Source organism: Photobacterium iliopiscarium, assembly GCF_003026395.1.
GTDB classification, from domain to species: Bacteria; Pseudomonadota; Gammaproteobacteria; order Enterobacterales; family Vibrionaceae; genus Photobacterium; species Photobacterium iliopiscarium.
In genome coordinates this window covers 72,278-85,876 of the sequence record NZ_PYOO01000014.1, presented here as the reverse complement: position 1 = coordinate 85,876, position 13,599 = coordinate 72,278, and the positions used below count along the sequence as shown (strand labels likewise).

Genomic DNA, 13,599 nt, shown 5'->3' with positions numbered 1-13,599 from the left:
ACGTTGTGAATAGATCGCGGATAATAAGCTGTGACATTTTTGAGGTGGCATATAAGTTTAATCCCGTCATTCCCTACAGTGAGGTTACGAACGAGATAGGGAATCTACTGTTCACGCGTTGTGGATTAATTGTTTTGGCTGGCATCTTTTAGGCTCAATCACGTTGTGAATAGATCACGGATAGCCCTCGCACCTCAGCTTTCGAGATGTGAATGATAGGCAGTGTTATTCTTGTTTGGCTTCACTCTACTGGACTTGAACCAGTGACATACGGATTAGTAGTCCGCCAAGCTTCTCATAAAGTGCCGCCAACTGAACTAAGAGGGTATTATCGAGTAGGGAGTCAAAGATTTGATCAATAAAGTTTGTTTCACTAAAGTACAGACGAAAAAAAACCTTGTCTTTCGACAAGGTTTTCTTGTTTGGCTCCCTCTACTGGACTTGAACCAGTGACATACGGATTAACAGTCCGGCGTTCTACCAACTGAACTAAGAGGGAATTAACTTTTACTATTCAACACGACGAATCGTATCAAATTTTAATATGGTGCCTCGAGGCGGAATCGAACCACCGACACGAGGATTTTCAATCCTCTGCTCTACCGACTGAGCTATCAAGGCAAACACAGCAATTAAATTGCTATTGTTGCATTTCTTACCGAAGTAAGAGAATAAATGGTGCCGACTACCGGAGTCGAACTGGTGACCTACTGATTACAAGTCAGTTGCTCTACCTACTGAGCTAAGTCGGCACATTAATTCTTTGATATTCCTTTACTCTATTGAGTGAAGAAATAAATTTGGCTCCCTCTACTGGACTTGAACCAGTGACATACGGATTAACAGTCCGGCGTTCTACCAACTGAACTAAGAGGGAATTAACTTTTACTATTTAACACGATAACTCGTATCAAATTTTAATATGGTGCCTCGAGGCGGAATCGAACCACCGACACGAGGATTTTCAATCCTCTGCTCTACCGACTGAGCTATCAAGGCAAACACAAGCAATTAAATTGCTTATTGTTGCATTTCTTACCGAAGTAAGAGAATAAATGGTGCCGACTACCGGAGTCGAACTGGTGACCTACTGATTACAAGTCAGTTGCTCTACCTACTGAGCTAAGTCGGCACATTAATTCTGTAATCTCTCCGCTCTATTGAGCCAAGAAATAAATAGTGGCTCCCTCTACTGGACTTGAACCAGTGACATACGGATTAACAGTCCGGCGTTCTACCAACTGAACTAAGAGGGAACAGATTATATCGTTGCTTAACACCAAACTTCAAAAGAGAAGAAATGGTGCCTCGAGGCGGAATCGAACCACCGACACGAGGATTTTCAATCCTCTGCTCTACCGACTGAGCTATCAAGGCAACGGGGCGCTATTAAAAGGGTTTTGAGCCTTTTCGTCAACCCTTTTTTTAATAATAAATGATTATTATGTTTGAGTGTCGGCTTTTTGTTCGTTATGGCGTGATTTTTTACTTTTTTAATGTATTCCGCCGTTTGAGTCACGGCGGAATATCTCTTTGATCTCAATATTATTTTGCTGGTGGTGTGTAACCATCAATCACAACATCTTTTCCTTCAAACAAAAAATTGACCATTTCTGTCTCAAGTAGTTGGCGATGTTCAGCATTCATCATGTTCAATTTTTTTTCATTGATCAGCATAGTTTGTTTTGCTTGCCACTGTGCCCATGCTTGCTTTGATACGCTATCAAAAATGCGTTGGCCAAGCTCACCTGGGTACAATTGAAAATCTAGACCTTCAGCTTCTTGCTGTAGATGGACACAAAAAACAGTACGGCTCATGGAATATTCCTTATGCGTTTATTTTGAAATCACAGCGAGAAGAGCTGTATTTATAGCAATAGTTATACCAGACTCGGCCTGTAGCGGCTAGGGTCGAGGCGGGAATAACAACCGTGTAATTACTGCGGGTATAACAATCCTTCAAGGATCTTTTGTACTGGTGCGGCTAGACCAATTTTAGCGGGATCATGCAGATCATACCATTGCCCTTGGCGCTCATGAATCACATCGGGGAGTGTGTTTAAGGTAAATAAAACGGGCACAATATCGAGGTGATAATGACTAAAGGTGTGTCTGAATGCGATTAGCTGTTGTTGGCTGGCGATCAGTGTTTGCGGCTGACCTAATTGCTGCAATAACAGATCATCGAGATCGTCACTATCATGTTGCGGAAAACACCATAAGCCTCCCCAAATACCCACTTGTGGTCGTTGTTCCAGCCACACTTTGTCGCCATAACGTAAAATTGCGAACCAAGTTTGTTTTTCTGGCATCACTTTTTTAGGTTTTTTGCCTGGAAATTCAGTTTGGCGCTGTTGGGCTTTAGCAATACATTGGGCTTCAATGGGGCATAAATCGCATTTAGGTTTGCTGCGAGTACAAATCATTGCCCCCATATCCATCATCGCTTGGTTGTAACGTTCTACACCTATCGCAGGTGTATTTTCAGTCGCGATGTCCCATAACGCATTTTCAACGGGTTTCTTTCCCGGCCAGCCTTCAATCGCATAGCAACGAGCAAGAGTACGCTTAACATTGCCATCTAAAATAGGGTGGTGTTGGTTTAATGATAGTGACAATACCGCGCCAGCCGTTGAGCGTCCGATACCGGGCAGGGCTTCAACGTCTTCAATCGTTGTTGGAAACTCGCCATTATGCTCAGTAACAATTAATTGGGCTGCTTTGTGAAGATTACGCGCACGGGCGTAATAGCCTAAGCCCGTCCATAAATGGAGCACTTCATCTTGCTCGGCCGCCGCAAGATCGGCGACGGTAGGGAAGCGAGCCATAAAGCGTTCAAAATAAGGGATCACGGTAGCAACTTGGGTTTGCTGCAACATGATTTCAGATAACCAGACTTTATAAGGCGTCTTTTGATGTTGCCATGGTAGGGTTTTACGGCCGAATTTGTCATACCACGCTAAAATAGCGTCGGAAAATGCTGTACTCACGTTGGGCTCACTTTACTTATAGACTTAAAAAATGTCAGGTTGCGCTTTATTATTGAATGAGTTTGCGGAAAGTTGGAGTCCGTGGAGACGATCCCTTATACTGCAAGTCATCGATGTAATGGCGTCTATAATGACGTTATTGACTAAGATTGCATCATAAACTGGCGATTGTCACACTTGATAGACTTGAATTGAGTCTATAAGTTTGGATAATGCCGTTCCGTTTCTTTTTTTGTTTGGATAGTTAGCATGAGCGAAGTTTCAAAAAAGTCAGGTGACGTAACTCTGACTGAATTTACCGATGAAGGCAAAATGGTTCGTAAGATCCGTAGTTTTGTTCGTCGTGAAGGCCGTTTAACCAAGGGTCAAGAACATGCGATGGAAAAAAACTGGCCAGCCATGGGTATTGATTTCGCCACTGAAATGCTGGACTGGACACAAGTCTTTAACCGTGAAGCGCCAGTTGTGCTAGAAATTGGCTTTGGCATGGGTGCATCATTAGTTGAAATGGCACAAACTGCGCCAGAGAAAAACTATGTGGGTATTGAAGTACATAGTCCAGGTGTCGGTCATTGTTTAATGGGCGCAGATGCGGCTAATTTAACTAACCTACGCGTAATGTGTCATGACGGTGTTGAAGTGTTTGAACACATGATCCCTGATGGTAGCCTCGATATGGTGCAGTTGTTCTTCCCTGACCCATGGCATAAAGCGCGTCACCATAAGCGCCGTATTGTTCAGCCTGAATTTGCTGAGATGCTACGTAAAAAGCTTAAAATTGGTGGTATTTTCCATATGGCAACTGACTGGGAAAACTACGCAGAGCACATGGTTGAAGTGATGGATGCAGCACCGGGCTATAAAAACACAGCCACTGATGGTGCTTACATTGAACGCCCAGAAGATCGTCCTTTAACGAAGTTTGAAGCACGTGGTCATCGCCTAGGTCATGGCGTATGGGACATGAAATATATGCGTACTGAATAATTGCAGACATTGCTGTGACTATCGATTAGGGTGGCAGCAGTAATTGCGTTATTTATTTAGAAAGCCAACTTTTGTTGGCTTTTTTGTTATTGGAGATGAAGTAAATGAAGCCGACAGAGACCTTGCTTAATGGCATTTTAGATGAAGTTAGACCATTGATTGGTCAAGGGAAAGTCGCTAACTATATTCCGGCTTTAGCTGAGGTTCCTGCGAATAAATTAGGCATCGCTGTGTGTTATAACGATGGTGAGATTATTCAAGCTGGCGATAGCCAAGAAAGCTTTTCTATTCAATCAATCTCCAAAGTTTTATCACTGACCTTAGCCATGGCATTGTATGAACCCGATGAATTATGGTCGCGAGTCGGTAAAGAACCATCAGGTCAGGCATTTAATTCAATGATTCAGTTGGAATTAGAAAATGGTATTCCGCGTAATCCGTTTATTAATCCCGGAGCGATTGTTATTTCTGACATGCTGTATAGCCGCTTGTGTGCGCCGCAATATCGTATGCTTGAATTAGTGCGTGAATTATCCTGTAATCCACAGATTGTTTACGACAAAATTGTGGCTAACTCCGAGATGCAACACAGCGATCGTAATGCTTCGATTGCCTATTTAATGCGGTCATTTGGTAACTTTAATAATGAAGTAATGCCAGTGCTAAATAATTATTTTAGTTACTGTGCTTTAAAGATGAGTTGTGTTGATTTAGCGCGAACATTTTCTTATTTAGCAAATAAAGGTCAGCCTTTAGGTGCAAAAACGCCAATTATTAGCCAAACTCAAAGTAAGCATATAAATGCATTGCTTGCGACATGTGGGTTATATGATGGCGCAGGAGAGTTTGCTTACCGTGTTGGTATGCCGGGAAAATCAGGTGTTGGTGGCGGTATTGTCGCAATTGTACCGGGAGAAATGACCATTGCAGTATGGTCGCCAGAGTTAGATCAATCTGGTAATTCTTTAGTGGGTACAGCGGCATTAGAGAAGTTATCAGCTCGGATTGGACGTTCTATTTTTTAGTGGGTATATATCAAGAGGATATGTCGTCACCCACTTTTTCAGGGAAGCGAGTATTGTCTATGAATATTAAATCTTATATAAAAAATGGCTGTTGGTTATTCATTGGATTGGGCATCAGTTCATCGGTTATGGCTGCTGAATGTCAGCCGTTGTGGCAAAATAATCTCAGTTTTACTGATGAAAAATTAATTTTAGAGCACGAAACGCAGACCTTTACGATTAAAGATAATGGTCAGCTTTATTTTGATATTCATAAAGTAAATTTAGGCCCACAACAGACTGAGTTATTGGCACAATATTATCAAACGATAACGACTGATTTGCCGTATGTTTTATCGCATGGTCAACATGTTGATACGACGCTATGTAATTTTGCGGCAGTGCGTGTTGATAAAGAAAATCAAATTCGACAACAGATCCCAGCATTGAAAAATTGGCGAAGTGTCAGTTTAGAATAAGATTTTTATTGTTGGTTTTAGCTTTGATTACAGACAACTAAAAAAAGCGATTCACTGGGTGATATCGCTTTTTTTATGATTATTTTTTGAGGTTGTGTTGAACAATAATTCGGTGAGTTAACTACTCATCATCTTCAACAAAAGCGGCTAATAAATCATTTAAGAACAATTTACCATGCTCGGTGATCTGCCATTGATCGCCGCTATCTTGTAAATAATGTTGTTCAATCGCCCAATCAATATTAGCTTCAATAGTGGTTAACGGTAAACCGGTACGATCAATGAAGTCTTGCTTTGGACAGGCTTCCAATAATCGAAATCTGTTCATGAAAAACTCAAAGGGACGTTCGCTATCCACTACTGATATTTGTTCACTTAAATAGGGCTTGTCTGCTTGTAAATATCCACGTGGATGTTTTACTTTTACGGTGCGAACAATACGTCCATCAGCGAAACTGATCTTGCCATGCGCACCACAGCCAATACCTAAATAATCACCAAAACGCCAATAATTAAGATTATGTTGGCATTGCTTACCGGGCTTACTGTAACCAGAAATTTCATATTGCTGATAACCCGCTTCCGTTAACAACGCATGGCCTTGCTCAAAAATATCCCATAAATCATCGTCATCAGGCAATGTTGGTGGTTTTGAGTAATAGAGTGTATTCGGCTCTATTGTCAGCTGATACCAAGATAAATGCGGTGGATCAAGTGCGATCGCTTGTTTAAGATCGCTGATCGCATCAGCAATAGATTGATCGGGTAAACCATGCATCAGATCAGTATTAAAACTGTTTAATCCGGCAGATTTTGCCAGTTCAATCGCTTTAATCGCTTCTTGGCTGCCATGAATACGGCCTAAACGTTGTAATTTATCGTCTTGGAAACTTTGAATGCCAATTGAAATTCGGTTTACTCCTGCTTGGCGATAACCTTCAAAACGTCCCGCTTCAATAGTACCCGGATTGGCTTCCATGGTGATTTCAATAGTGTCACTAAATGGAATACGGGCTTCAATGGCTGTTAGTAAGCGACCAATTTCAGCGGGAGAGATTAAACTTGGTGTACCACCACCAATAAAAATTGAATGCAGTGGTCGCTGACCATTCACTAATTGGTACGCCATCAGATCTGTTTCGAGATCGTCAATGAGCGCATCAATGTAATCCAGTTCTGGCAATTCAGTTTTTAGCGCATGCGAATTAAAGTCGCAATAGGGGCACTTTTGGACACACCAAGGAATGTGAACATATAAGCTGAGTGGTGGAGGAACAAGCATTAGTTAGCCTTTAGTGCACTGAAAAGTTGTTGAAGCGCTTTACCACGGTGTGATAGTTGTTTTTTACGACTTGGATCTAATTGCGCAGAAGCACATTGATCTTCAGGTACCCAGAAAATTGGATCGTAACCAAAACCATTATCGCCATGACGTTGTGTTAAAATACTGCCTTCCCACGAGCCATGACACACTAGCGGTGTAGGATCATTTTCATGGCGCATCATCACTAATACACAATGGAAACGTGCACTGCGTTGTGCTTCAGGTACTCCGTCCATTGCCGCAAGTAATTTATCAATATTTTCGGCATCCGTTGCACCTTCTCCTGCAAAGCGAGCCGAATAAATACCCGGCGCACCTTGAAGAAAATCAACCTCAAGCCCTGAATCATCAGCAATCGCAGCACAACCGGTTTCTTTGGCAGCATGACGTGCTTTGATGATCGCATTTTCAATAAAAGTGGTGCCTGTTTCTGCCACTTCTGAAACATTAAAATCGCTTTGAGCGACAACATCAAAACCAAAGTCAGCAAGTAGAGAAGCCATTTCTTTGACTTTGCCTTGATTGCCTGTTGCTAGTACCAGTTTGCTCATATTGATGCCTTTTAAAACGTTAATTTGTTAATGGTGACTATGATAGCCGTTGTGTGGGTAATAACAAAGTCGCGCATTGTACGAGATGATTATTTACGGTTTATATACTTTTGCTGTTTATATCTTGGTGTTGTTTATATACCAATGTGTCGACATAAAAAAAGCGAATACCAATGTGATATTCGCTTTTTTAAAGTAACAACTGGCAGCAAAACTATCGCATTAGATTGGCAATTGTTTCTGGGATCTGTTTCGGATCTTCGATACGGATTTGCTTGTGGCGACCTTGAAAGCCTTTTTCCACGTGCACTAATCCTTTTGCTACTTTAAATTGTTTGGCTAAGTATTTGGCTAAATGCGCATTCGCTTTACCATCAACAGGTGGCGCTGTAATGGCAATTTTCACTTCACCACCATGCAGACCAACGATTTGATCACGACTGGCTTTAGGTTGAATGTAAAGTCGAATAACGACATCATCACCTTGGCGAAATACAGCGTTATCACTCATAATTGGAACCAAATTGGACCAATCAAATCACCCATTAGATAGTTAGCAAACTGTAATCCTAAGAAGATCACTAGAATGCTTAAATCAAGACCACCCATCGCAGGCAGAACCCGACGAATTGGTGCCATTAGGGGTTCAGTTAGCTGATGCATCACATATTCCATTGGGCTGCGGCCTTGGCTGACCCAACTTAAAATGGCACGAATTAATAATACCCAGAATAATAATCCGCCAGCAGCTTTAATCAGTGCTAATAGACCAAAGAATAAGAACATTGGACTAAAGGCTGAAGCACCACCCGTTAAGGCCAGTTGCAACAGAATAAATTTAGCAACACATAATACGTAACCAAACAAAATGGTTGCCATATCAATAGAGCCAATTGATGGGATCACACGACGTAATGGTGCCACAACTGGTTGGGTTGCTTTAACAATAAATTGTGAGAATGGATTATAAAAATCTGCACGTGACCATTGTAGCCAAACACGTAGCAACACAATCATGATATAAAGATCGAAGACTGTGGTAATTAAAAAAGCGAGTGAATTCATAATTAAACCTTAAAACAATTGTTCCATTTCTTGAGCACGAGCAACCGCAGCTTGCATTGCTTTAGCCACGATGTCTGTTAAATGATGTTGATTGAACGTATTAATCGCTTCTGCTGTCGTGCCACCTTTAGACGTCACTTGCTGACGTAGTGTGGCAAGATCCGTTTCTGGATTAGCTTGTACCATTTCTGCCGCGCCTAATGCAGTTTGTTGAACTAACAATCGTGCTGTTTGCTCATCAAAACCTTGTGCTATCGCTTGTTGTTGGATTGCTTCCATAAACAAGAAGAAGTAAGCGGGCGCACTGCCTGCTGCGGCAATAATACCATTGATATCTGCTTCTTGTTTAACCCAGCAAATTTCCCCGACGGCTTGTAATAACTGGCTGGCAAACTGATGATCTTGCGGCGCTAATGTTGCATCTGCATATAAACCGCTCATGCCTTTACCAATTAATGCTGGTGTGTTTGGCATTACGCGCACTAAATGCAGTTGGCTATCAAGCATGGTTGCGAGTCGAGCACTATTGATACCAGCAGCAATAGAGATCACTAATTTGTTACTGAAATCTACCGCTTGTAATGGCAAACATACTTCAGCCATTAATTGTGGTTTCACTGCCAGTACGATGACATCAGCTTGTTGCGCTGCACGTAGGTTATCACTATCGGTATGAATACCAAAATCAGCGCTTAACGGTGCGAGACGGGTTTTTCTTGGCGCTGTCGCGGTAATTTTACTCGCGTCATAACCACTGGCAATTAATCCTGCGATGATTGAACGGGCCATGTTACCGGCACCGATAAAAGCGATAGAACGCTGTTCCATGTAATATCCTTTGCTGTTGGTACGACGCGCAAACAAGTAGGCTGAGTCGTTGACCGTTATTGAAAAACTATCGTTAGGATCTAAAAACGATTGTTAGGCTTGGCTGCCGTAATCACGCGCACCAAACAGAGCGGTACCAATACGAACCATGGTGCTGCCTGCGGCAATCGCAGCTTCCATATCACCACTCATGCCCATTGATAGCGTATCAAGTTGTGGATGGTGTGGTTTCAGTTGTTCTAATAAATCGGCCAGTTTTTTAAACGCGGCGAATTGACTATCATAATCGGTTTCTGGTTGTGGAATCGACATTAATCCGCGTAAAACTAATTGCGGCATGGTGGCTATCTCTGCCGCTAACGCAATCACTTCATTTTCGTTAATGCCAGATTTACTCGCTTCGCCACTGGTATTAACTTGCAACAGCACATTTAACGGTGCCATGGTGGCTGGTCGTTGTTCATTTAAGCGCGTCGCTGTTTTAAGGCGGTCAATTGAATGTACCCAATCAAAATGCTCTGCAATAGGACGGGTTTTATTGGATTGAATTGGTCCAATGAAATGCCACACTAATTGATCTGCTGCGGGGTGATTTGCAAAATAATTAACTTTATCGACCCCTTCTTGAACGTAATTCTCACCAAAAGCCACAAGGCCGGCATCAATCGCTTGTTCGATCGCTGCAACGGGCTTGGTTTTACTTACCGCTAATAGTTGCACTGAATCGACGTTTCTGCCGCATTTTTTAGCTGCGAGTGCCATCTCATTGATGACCTGTGTAATATTTTGCTTAATACTGTTCATAATTGATTCTTGAGGAAAGTTGTTTATGGATATCACCGAATTACTTGATTTTAGTGTAAAGCATAACGCATCAGATCTGCACCTTTCTGCGGGTGTTCCACCAATAATAAGAGTTGATGGTGATGTGAGAAAGCTCAGTTTACCTGCTTTAAACCATAGCGAAGTGCATCGATTAATTTTTGATATTATGAACGATGCCCAGCGTCGAGAGTATGAAGAAAAATTAGAAGTCGATTTTTCTTTTGAATTACCCGACATCGGTCGCTTCCGGGTTAATGCTTTTCATCAGTCGCGCGGCTGTTCTGCTGTGCTACGTACCATCCCTATTTATATCCCTACTTTAGCATCATTGAATGTGCCTGAGGTTTTTTATGATATTGCGCAGCTTAATCGTGGCTTAGTGTTAGTGACGGGCGCAACAGGTTCAGGTAAATCAACTACTATTGCTGCCTTAATAGATTACATCAATAGCAACTATCAACGCCATATTTTGACGATTGAAGATCCGATTGAATTTGTTCATACCAGTAAAAGTTGTTTGATCAACCAGCGTGAAGTGCATCGTGACACCTTGAGTTTTCAAAATGCCTTGCGGTCATCGTTACGTGAAGATCCTGATGTGATTGTGGTGGGTGAGTTGCGCGATCAAGAAACCATTAGTTTAGCGTTAACCGCAGCTGAAACGGGGCACTTAGTGTTAGGGACCTTGCATACCAGTTCCGCAGCAAAAACTGTCGATCGTATTATTGATGTTTTCCCTGGCAGTGATAAATCGATGGTGCGTTCAATGTTGTCGGAATCATTACGTGCCGTTGTCGCTCAAAACTTATTGAAGTGCACTTCAGGTGGGCGAGTAGCTTGTCATGAAGTGATGATGGCAACCCCAGCGATTCGAAATTTAATTCGTGAAGATAAAATTGCTCAGATGTATTCGATGATTCAAACCGGTTCATCCCTTGGCATGCAGACCATGGAACAAAGTGTAAAAATGCTGGTGGCACAAGGCATGGTAGAAGCTGAAGAAGGGCGTCGTGTTCTGGATCGTAGTAAAAGCAATTTTTAAGTAAGTTAAAGGAATAACCACATGACGTTAGATGACATCCTTGAGCAAATGGTGGCTAAAAAAGCCTCTGATTTATACATCACTGTTGCTTCAGCTTGCTTATTAAAAATTGATGGTAATTTGCATGATCTGGGGGAGGTGTTAAATCGTAGTGGTGTTGATAGCCTGTTTGATCAAGCTATGGAGACTAACCTTAGACAAGAGTTTATCAAGACTAAAGAAGCTAACTTTGCGTTAGTTCGTAATGATTTCCGATTTCGTGTTAGTGCCTTTTGGCAGCGAGAGTTACCCGGTATGGTGATCCGCCGTATTGAAACTCAAATCCCACAAATGGATGATTTAAAATTACCGATTGATATGGAACGATTAGCGTTATCAAAACGTGGTTTAGTGTTAATTGTTGGGGCAACAGGATCGGGTAAATCAACCTCGATGGCGGCAATGACGGGTTATCGAAATCAACATCGAAGTGGGCACATTTTAACGGTCGAAGATCCGATTGAATTTGTCCACAAACATAATAAATGCATTGTGACTCAGCGTGAAGTTGGGTTGGACACTGCTAGTTATGAAGTGGCGCTAAAAAATTCATTACGCCAAGCGCCAGACATGATTCTAATCGGTGAAATTCGTACTCGTGAAACCATGGAATACGCGATGAATTTTGCGGAGACTGGCCATTTATGTATGGCAACTTTGCATGCCAATAATGCTAATCAAGCATTAGAACGTATTTTACATTTAGTGCCTAAAGAGCGACGTGAACAATTTTTATTTGATTTATCACTCAACCTAAAATGTATTTTGGCGCAGCAGTTAGTGGCAGATGCGAATGGGGTGGGGCGTCATGGTGTGTATGAATTATTGCTCAATACCCCTCGTGTCGCTGATTTGATTCGCCGTGGTGATCTGTATGAAATAAAAGATGTGATGGCTAAATCAACCGAAGCGGGAATGATTACTTTTGATCAATCACTGTATGCATTATTTCGTGACGGGAAGATCAGTGAGCAAGATGCACTTCATCATGCTGACTCTGCAAATGATTTACGACTAATGATCAAAATTGGTGATCCTAATGCTAATTCATTGAATAGCTTATCGGGCGTTGCATTAGAAAATTAATAAAGCCTATGATGATCCTTTTATAAAAGGATCATCATGGTGAAATTAGTCGTCATAATAGATAGTGAGACACTTTTTTATTAACACATTGATTTTAATGTTATTAATTTTTGATATTGATAAGTGGTTTTTACTGAAATAGCTTTTGGGTTTAAATGATCTAAAAGCTGTACAAGCTGATCAAGTGAGTAATGATGCGGCTTGAGCCATGAATGAAAATGCGTTAAGAAGTCGGTGTCAGCTTTGTGATGATCTTATGAAATAAAGCTGTACCGCATAAAAAAGACAAACCATTAATCATGATTTGTCTTTTTTATTAATTTTGAAGGGCGTTATTGAAATGGTAAAGAAGGTAAAATTAAGCGCCGTATTGACGTTCAAACCAACTTTCTAAAATCACGACCGCAGACTGTGAATCAATATTACCTTTACTTAATGAACGGTAGCCGCCACGTTCAAAGAGTTCAGCTTTGGCTTCAACAGTACTTAAACGTTCATCGTGTAATTCAACCGCATAACCAAATCGACCATGAATCCGGTTGGCAAATTTCTTTGCCCGTGGCGCGATGGTTTCAAGTTCTTTACCTGCGAGATCTAACGGCAGACCAACGACGATTAAATCCGGTTGCCATTCTTTAAGGATCTTTTCTATTTCATCCCAGTTAGGAATACCATCTTTAGCTTTTAAAGCGGAGAGTGGACTGGCAGTACCTGTTAGTTCTTGACCGATAGCAACACCAATACTTTTGGTGCCGTAATCAAAGCTTAATACGCTGCGAGATTTACTCATGCATGGCCTATATCTGATGACAGATTCGCGGGGGTAATACCCAATTTTGCAAGGGCTTGTTGCCAGCGCTGATCTATCGGAGTGGAAAAAATAATATCACTATCAGCTTCAATGGTTAGCCAATTATTATTCGCTAACTCTTGCTCTAGTTGACCGACATCCCAACCAGCATAACCCAATGCGACAATAAATTGTTGGGGTGCTTGTTGAGTGCCTAATTGCGCTAAAATATCTAAGGATGTGGTCACCGCCAGTTGGGGTGTGATAGTCGTACTGGAGCTATAATCAGCTTGGATTGTGTGTAAGACAAAGCCGCGATCTTCGGCAACGGGTCCGCCATTGAGAACGGGGGCTTCAATACTTATCGGGTTAATTAATGGTTGTGTACGTTCAATATCAATTTGATCAAGCATATCAACAATTGAAATCTCAATCGGTTGATTGATGATGATGCCCATTGCACCTTCATCGTTATGTTCACAAACATAAATGACACTATGCTTAAAGTTTGGATCTTCCATAGTGGGCATTGCCACTAGAAAATAATTGGTCAGGTTCATTTACAACACCATTAAATACACGTCAGCAC

Annotated in this window: 15 protein-coding genes and 9 tRNA genes; 5 read left to right on the top strand and 19 right to left on the bottom strand. The window is 41.7% G+C overall.

Translation table 11 applies throughout. The features are described 5' to 3' along the window. Positions 1-240 precede the first annotated feature (240 nt). The 11 genes from C9J51_RS19535 to mutY form a co-directional block, all read right to left on the bottom strand. Positions 241-326 (bottom strand) — tRNA-Ser (locus C9J51_RS19535). Between the two features lie 97 nt (positions 327-423). Continuing rightward, positions 424-499: transfer RNA gene (locus C9J51_RS16505), tRNA-Asn, on the bottom strand. Positions 500-545: 46 nt separating this feature from the next. Further along, positions 546-621: transfer RNA gene (locus tag C9J51_RS16500), tRNA-Phe, on the bottom strand. Between the two features lie 55 nt (positions 622-676). Further along, positions 677-752, bottom strand: a tRNA-Thr gene (locus C9J51_RS16495). 49 nt (positions 753-801) lie between these two features. Further along, positions 802-877, bottom strand: a tRNA-Asn gene (locus tag C9J51_RS16490). 46 nt (positions 878-923) lie between these two features. Next, positions 924-999: transfer RNA gene (locus C9J51_RS16485), tRNA-Phe, on the bottom strand. A 57-nt stretch (positions 1,000-1,056) separates the two neighbouring features. Further along, positions 1,057-1,132: transfer RNA gene (locus tag C9J51_RS16480), tRNA-Thr, on the bottom strand. Positions 1,133-1,180: 48 nt separating this feature from the next. After that, positions 1,181-1,256 (bottom strand) — tRNA-Asn (locus C9J51_RS16475). A 45-nt stretch (positions 1,257-1,301) separates the two neighbouring features. Continuing rightward, a tRNA-Phe gene (locus tag C9J51_RS16470) sits at positions 1,302-1,377 on the bottom strand. 168 nt (positions 1,378-1,545) lie between these two features. Then, positions 1,546-1,818, bottom strand: a complete 273-nt coding sequence (locus C9J51_RS16465; RefSeq protein ID WP_045040881.1) for an oxidative damage protection protein — start codon at positions 1,816-1,818, stop codon at positions 1,546-1,548. A gap of 119 nt (positions 1,819-1,937) precedes the next feature. Beyond that, positions 1,938-2,990: an A/G-specific adenine glycosylase gene (mutY, locus tag C9J51_RS16460; RefSeq protein WP_045040880.1), complete on the bottom strand. Its 1,053-nt coding sequence runs from the start codon at positions 2,988-2,990 to the stop codon at positions 1,938-1,940. 249 nt (positions 2,991-3,239) lie between these two features. Between mutY and trmB the strand changes: the two genes are divergently transcribed. From trmB to C9J51_RS16445, 3 genes are all read left to right on the top strand, one after another. Beyond that, positions 3,240-3,977, top strand: coding sequence for a tRNA (guanosine(46)-N7)-methyltransferase TrmB (gene trmB, locus C9J51_RS16455; RefSeq protein ID WP_045037790.1), 738 nt, complete (start codon positions 3,240-3,242; stop codon positions 3,975-3,977). 104 nt (positions 3,978-4,081) lie between these two features. After that, complete coding sequence (gene glsB / locus C9J51_RS16450; protein WP_107250745.1) at positions 4,082-5,002, top strand: glutaminase B; 921 nt, start codon at positions 4,082-4,084, stop codon at positions 5,000-5,002. 59 nt (positions 5,003-5,061) lie between these two features. Continuing rightward, entirely contained in the window at positions 5,062-5,460 is a 399-nt protein-coding gene (locus C9J51_RS16445) for a YggN family protein (protein ID WP_045037792.1), read from the top strand. A gap of 121 nt (positions 5,461-5,581) precedes the next feature. On the opposite strand, the gene hemW is transcribed toward C9J51_RS16445, so the two are convergent. From hemW to C9J51_RS16415, 6 genes are all read right to left on the bottom strand, one after another. Beyond that, positions 5,582-6,742, bottom strand: coding sequence for a radical SAM family heme chaperone HemW (hemW, locus tag C9J51_RS16440; protein ID WP_045040879.1), 1,161 nt, complete (start codon positions 6,740-6,742; stop codon positions 5,582-5,584). After that, on the bottom strand, positions 6,742-7,335 hold the full coding sequence (locus C9J51_RS16435; protein ID WP_045040878.1) for an XTP/dITP diphosphatase: 594 nt from the start codon (positions 7,333-7,335) through the stop codon (positions 6,742-6,744). The genes hemW and C9J51_RS16435 overlap by 1 nt, the downstream gene beginning before the upstream one ends. Positions 7,336-7,549: 214 nt before the next feature. Continuing rightward, the gene (gene yggU / locus C9J51_RS16430; RefSeq protein ID WP_045040877.1) at positions 7,550-7,846 is read right to left on the bottom strand and encodes a DUF167 family protein YggU; all 297 of its coding nucleotides are present in this window, start codon (positions 7,844-7,846) and stop codon (positions 7,550-7,552) included. Continuing rightward, positions 7,843-8,400, bottom strand: a complete 558-nt coding sequence (locus tag C9J51_RS16425; RefSeq protein ID WP_045037796.1) for a YggT family protein — start codon at positions 8,398-8,400, stop codon at positions 7,843-7,845. Before C9J51_RS16425 ends, yggU begins: the two co-directional genes overlap by 4 nt. Before the next feature lie 9 nt (positions 8,401-8,409). Continuing rightward, positions 8,410-9,228: a pyrroline-5-carboxylate reductase gene (gene proC, locus C9J51_RS16420; protein ID WP_045040876.1), complete on the bottom strand. Its 819-nt coding sequence runs from the start codon at positions 9,226-9,228 to the stop codon at positions 8,410-8,412. A gap of 93 nt (positions 9,229-9,321) precedes the next feature. Further along, positions 9,322-10,032, bottom strand: a complete 711-nt coding sequence (locus C9J51_RS16415) for a YggS family pyridoxal phosphate-dependent enzyme (RefSeq protein ID WP_045037798.1) — start codon at positions 10,030-10,032, stop codon at positions 9,322-9,324. A gap of 25 nt (positions 10,033-10,057) precedes the next feature. Here C9J51_RS16415 and C9J51_RS16410 point away from each other — a divergent pair, with 25 nt between their 5' ends. Both C9J51_RS16410 and C9J51_RS16405 read left to right on the top strand, forming a co-directional pair. Then, positions 10,058-11,095 (top strand): type IV pilus twitching motility protein PilT, encoded by a 1,038-nt coding sequence (locus C9J51_RS16410; protein WP_045037799.1) that lies wholly within the window; start codon positions 10,058-10,060, stop codon positions 11,093-11,095. A 21-nt stretch (positions 11,096-11,116) separates the two neighbouring features. After that, complete coding sequence (locus tag C9J51_RS16405) at positions 11,117-12,220, top strand: PilT/PilU family type 4a pilus ATPase (protein WP_045037800.1); 1,104 nt, start codon at positions 11,117-11,119, stop codon at positions 12,218-12,220. 358 nt (positions 12,221-12,578) lie between these two features. On the opposite strand, the gene ruvX is transcribed toward C9J51_RS16405, so the two are convergent. Continuing rightward, positions 12,579-13,010 (bottom strand): Holliday junction resolvase RuvX, encoded by a 432-nt coding sequence (gene ruvX / locus C9J51_RS16400; RefSeq protein WP_045040875.1) that lies wholly within the window; start codon positions 13,008-13,010, stop codon positions 12,579-12,581. Further along, positions 13,007-13,570, bottom strand: coding sequence for a YqgE/AlgH family protein (locus C9J51_RS16395; RefSeq protein WP_107237672.1), 564 nt, complete (start codon positions 13,568-13,570; stop codon positions 13,007-13,009). The genes ruvX and C9J51_RS16395 overlap by 4 nt, the downstream gene beginning before the upstream one ends. Positions 13,571-13,599: the final 29 nt, after the last annotated feature.

Excerpts from the sequence above, each read along its gene's own strand:
- C9J51_RS16465 (WP_045040881.1), bottom strand. The coding sequence starts at position 1,818 with ATGAGCCGTACTGTTTTTTGTGTCCATCTACAGCAAGAAGCTGAAGGT.
- trmB (WP_045037790.1), top strand. The coding sequence starts at position 3,240 with ATGAGCGAAGTTTCAAAAAAGTCAGGTGACGTAACTCTGACTGAATTT.
- glsB (WP_107250745.1), top strand. The coding sequence starts at position 4,082 with ATGAAGCCGACAGAGACCTTGCTTAATGGCATTTTAGATGAAGTTAGA.
- C9J51_RS16445 (WP_045037792.1), top strand. The coding sequence starts at position 5,062 with ATGAATATTAAATCTTATATAAAAAATGGCTGTTGGTTATTCATTGGA.
- hemW (WP_045040879.1), bottom strand. The coding sequence starts at position 6,742 with ATGCTTGTTCCTCCACCACTCAGCTTATATGTTCACATTCCTTGGTGT.
- C9J51_RS16435 (WP_045040878.1), bottom strand. The coding sequence starts at position 7,335 with ATGAGCAAACTGGTACTAGCAACAGGCAATCAAGGCAAAGTCAAAGAA.
- yggU (WP_045040877.1), bottom strand. The coding sequence starts at position 7,846 with ATGAGTGATAACGCTGTATTTCGCCAAGGTGATGATGTCGTTATTCGA.
- C9J51_RS16425 (WP_045037796.1), bottom strand. The coding sequence starts at position 8,400 with ATGAATTCACTCGCTTTTTTAATTACCACAGTCTTCGATCTTTATATC.
- proC (WP_045040876.1), bottom strand. The coding sequence starts at position 9,228 with ATGGAACAGCGTTCTATCGCTTTTATCGGTGCCGGTAACATGGCCCGT.
- C9J51_RS16415 (WP_045037798.1), bottom strand. The coding sequence starts at position 10,032 with ATGAACAGTATTAAGCAAAATATTACACAGGTCATCAATGAGATGGCA.
- C9J51_RS16410 (WP_045037799.1), top strand. The coding sequence starts at position 10,058 with ATGGATATCACCGAATTACTTGATTTTAGTGTAAAGCATAACGCATCA.
- C9J51_RS16405 (WP_045037800.1), top strand. The coding sequence starts at position 11,117 with ATGACGTTAGATGACATCCTTGAGCAAATGGTGGCTAAAAAAGCCTCT.
- ruvX (WP_045040875.1), bottom strand. The coding sequence starts at position 13,010 with ATGAGTAAATCTCGCAGCGTATTAAGCTTTGATTACGGCACCAAAAGT.
- C9J51_RS16395 (WP_107237672.1), bottom strand. The coding sequence starts at position 13,570 with ATGAACCTGACCAATTATTTTCTAGTGGCAATGCCCACTATGGAAGAT.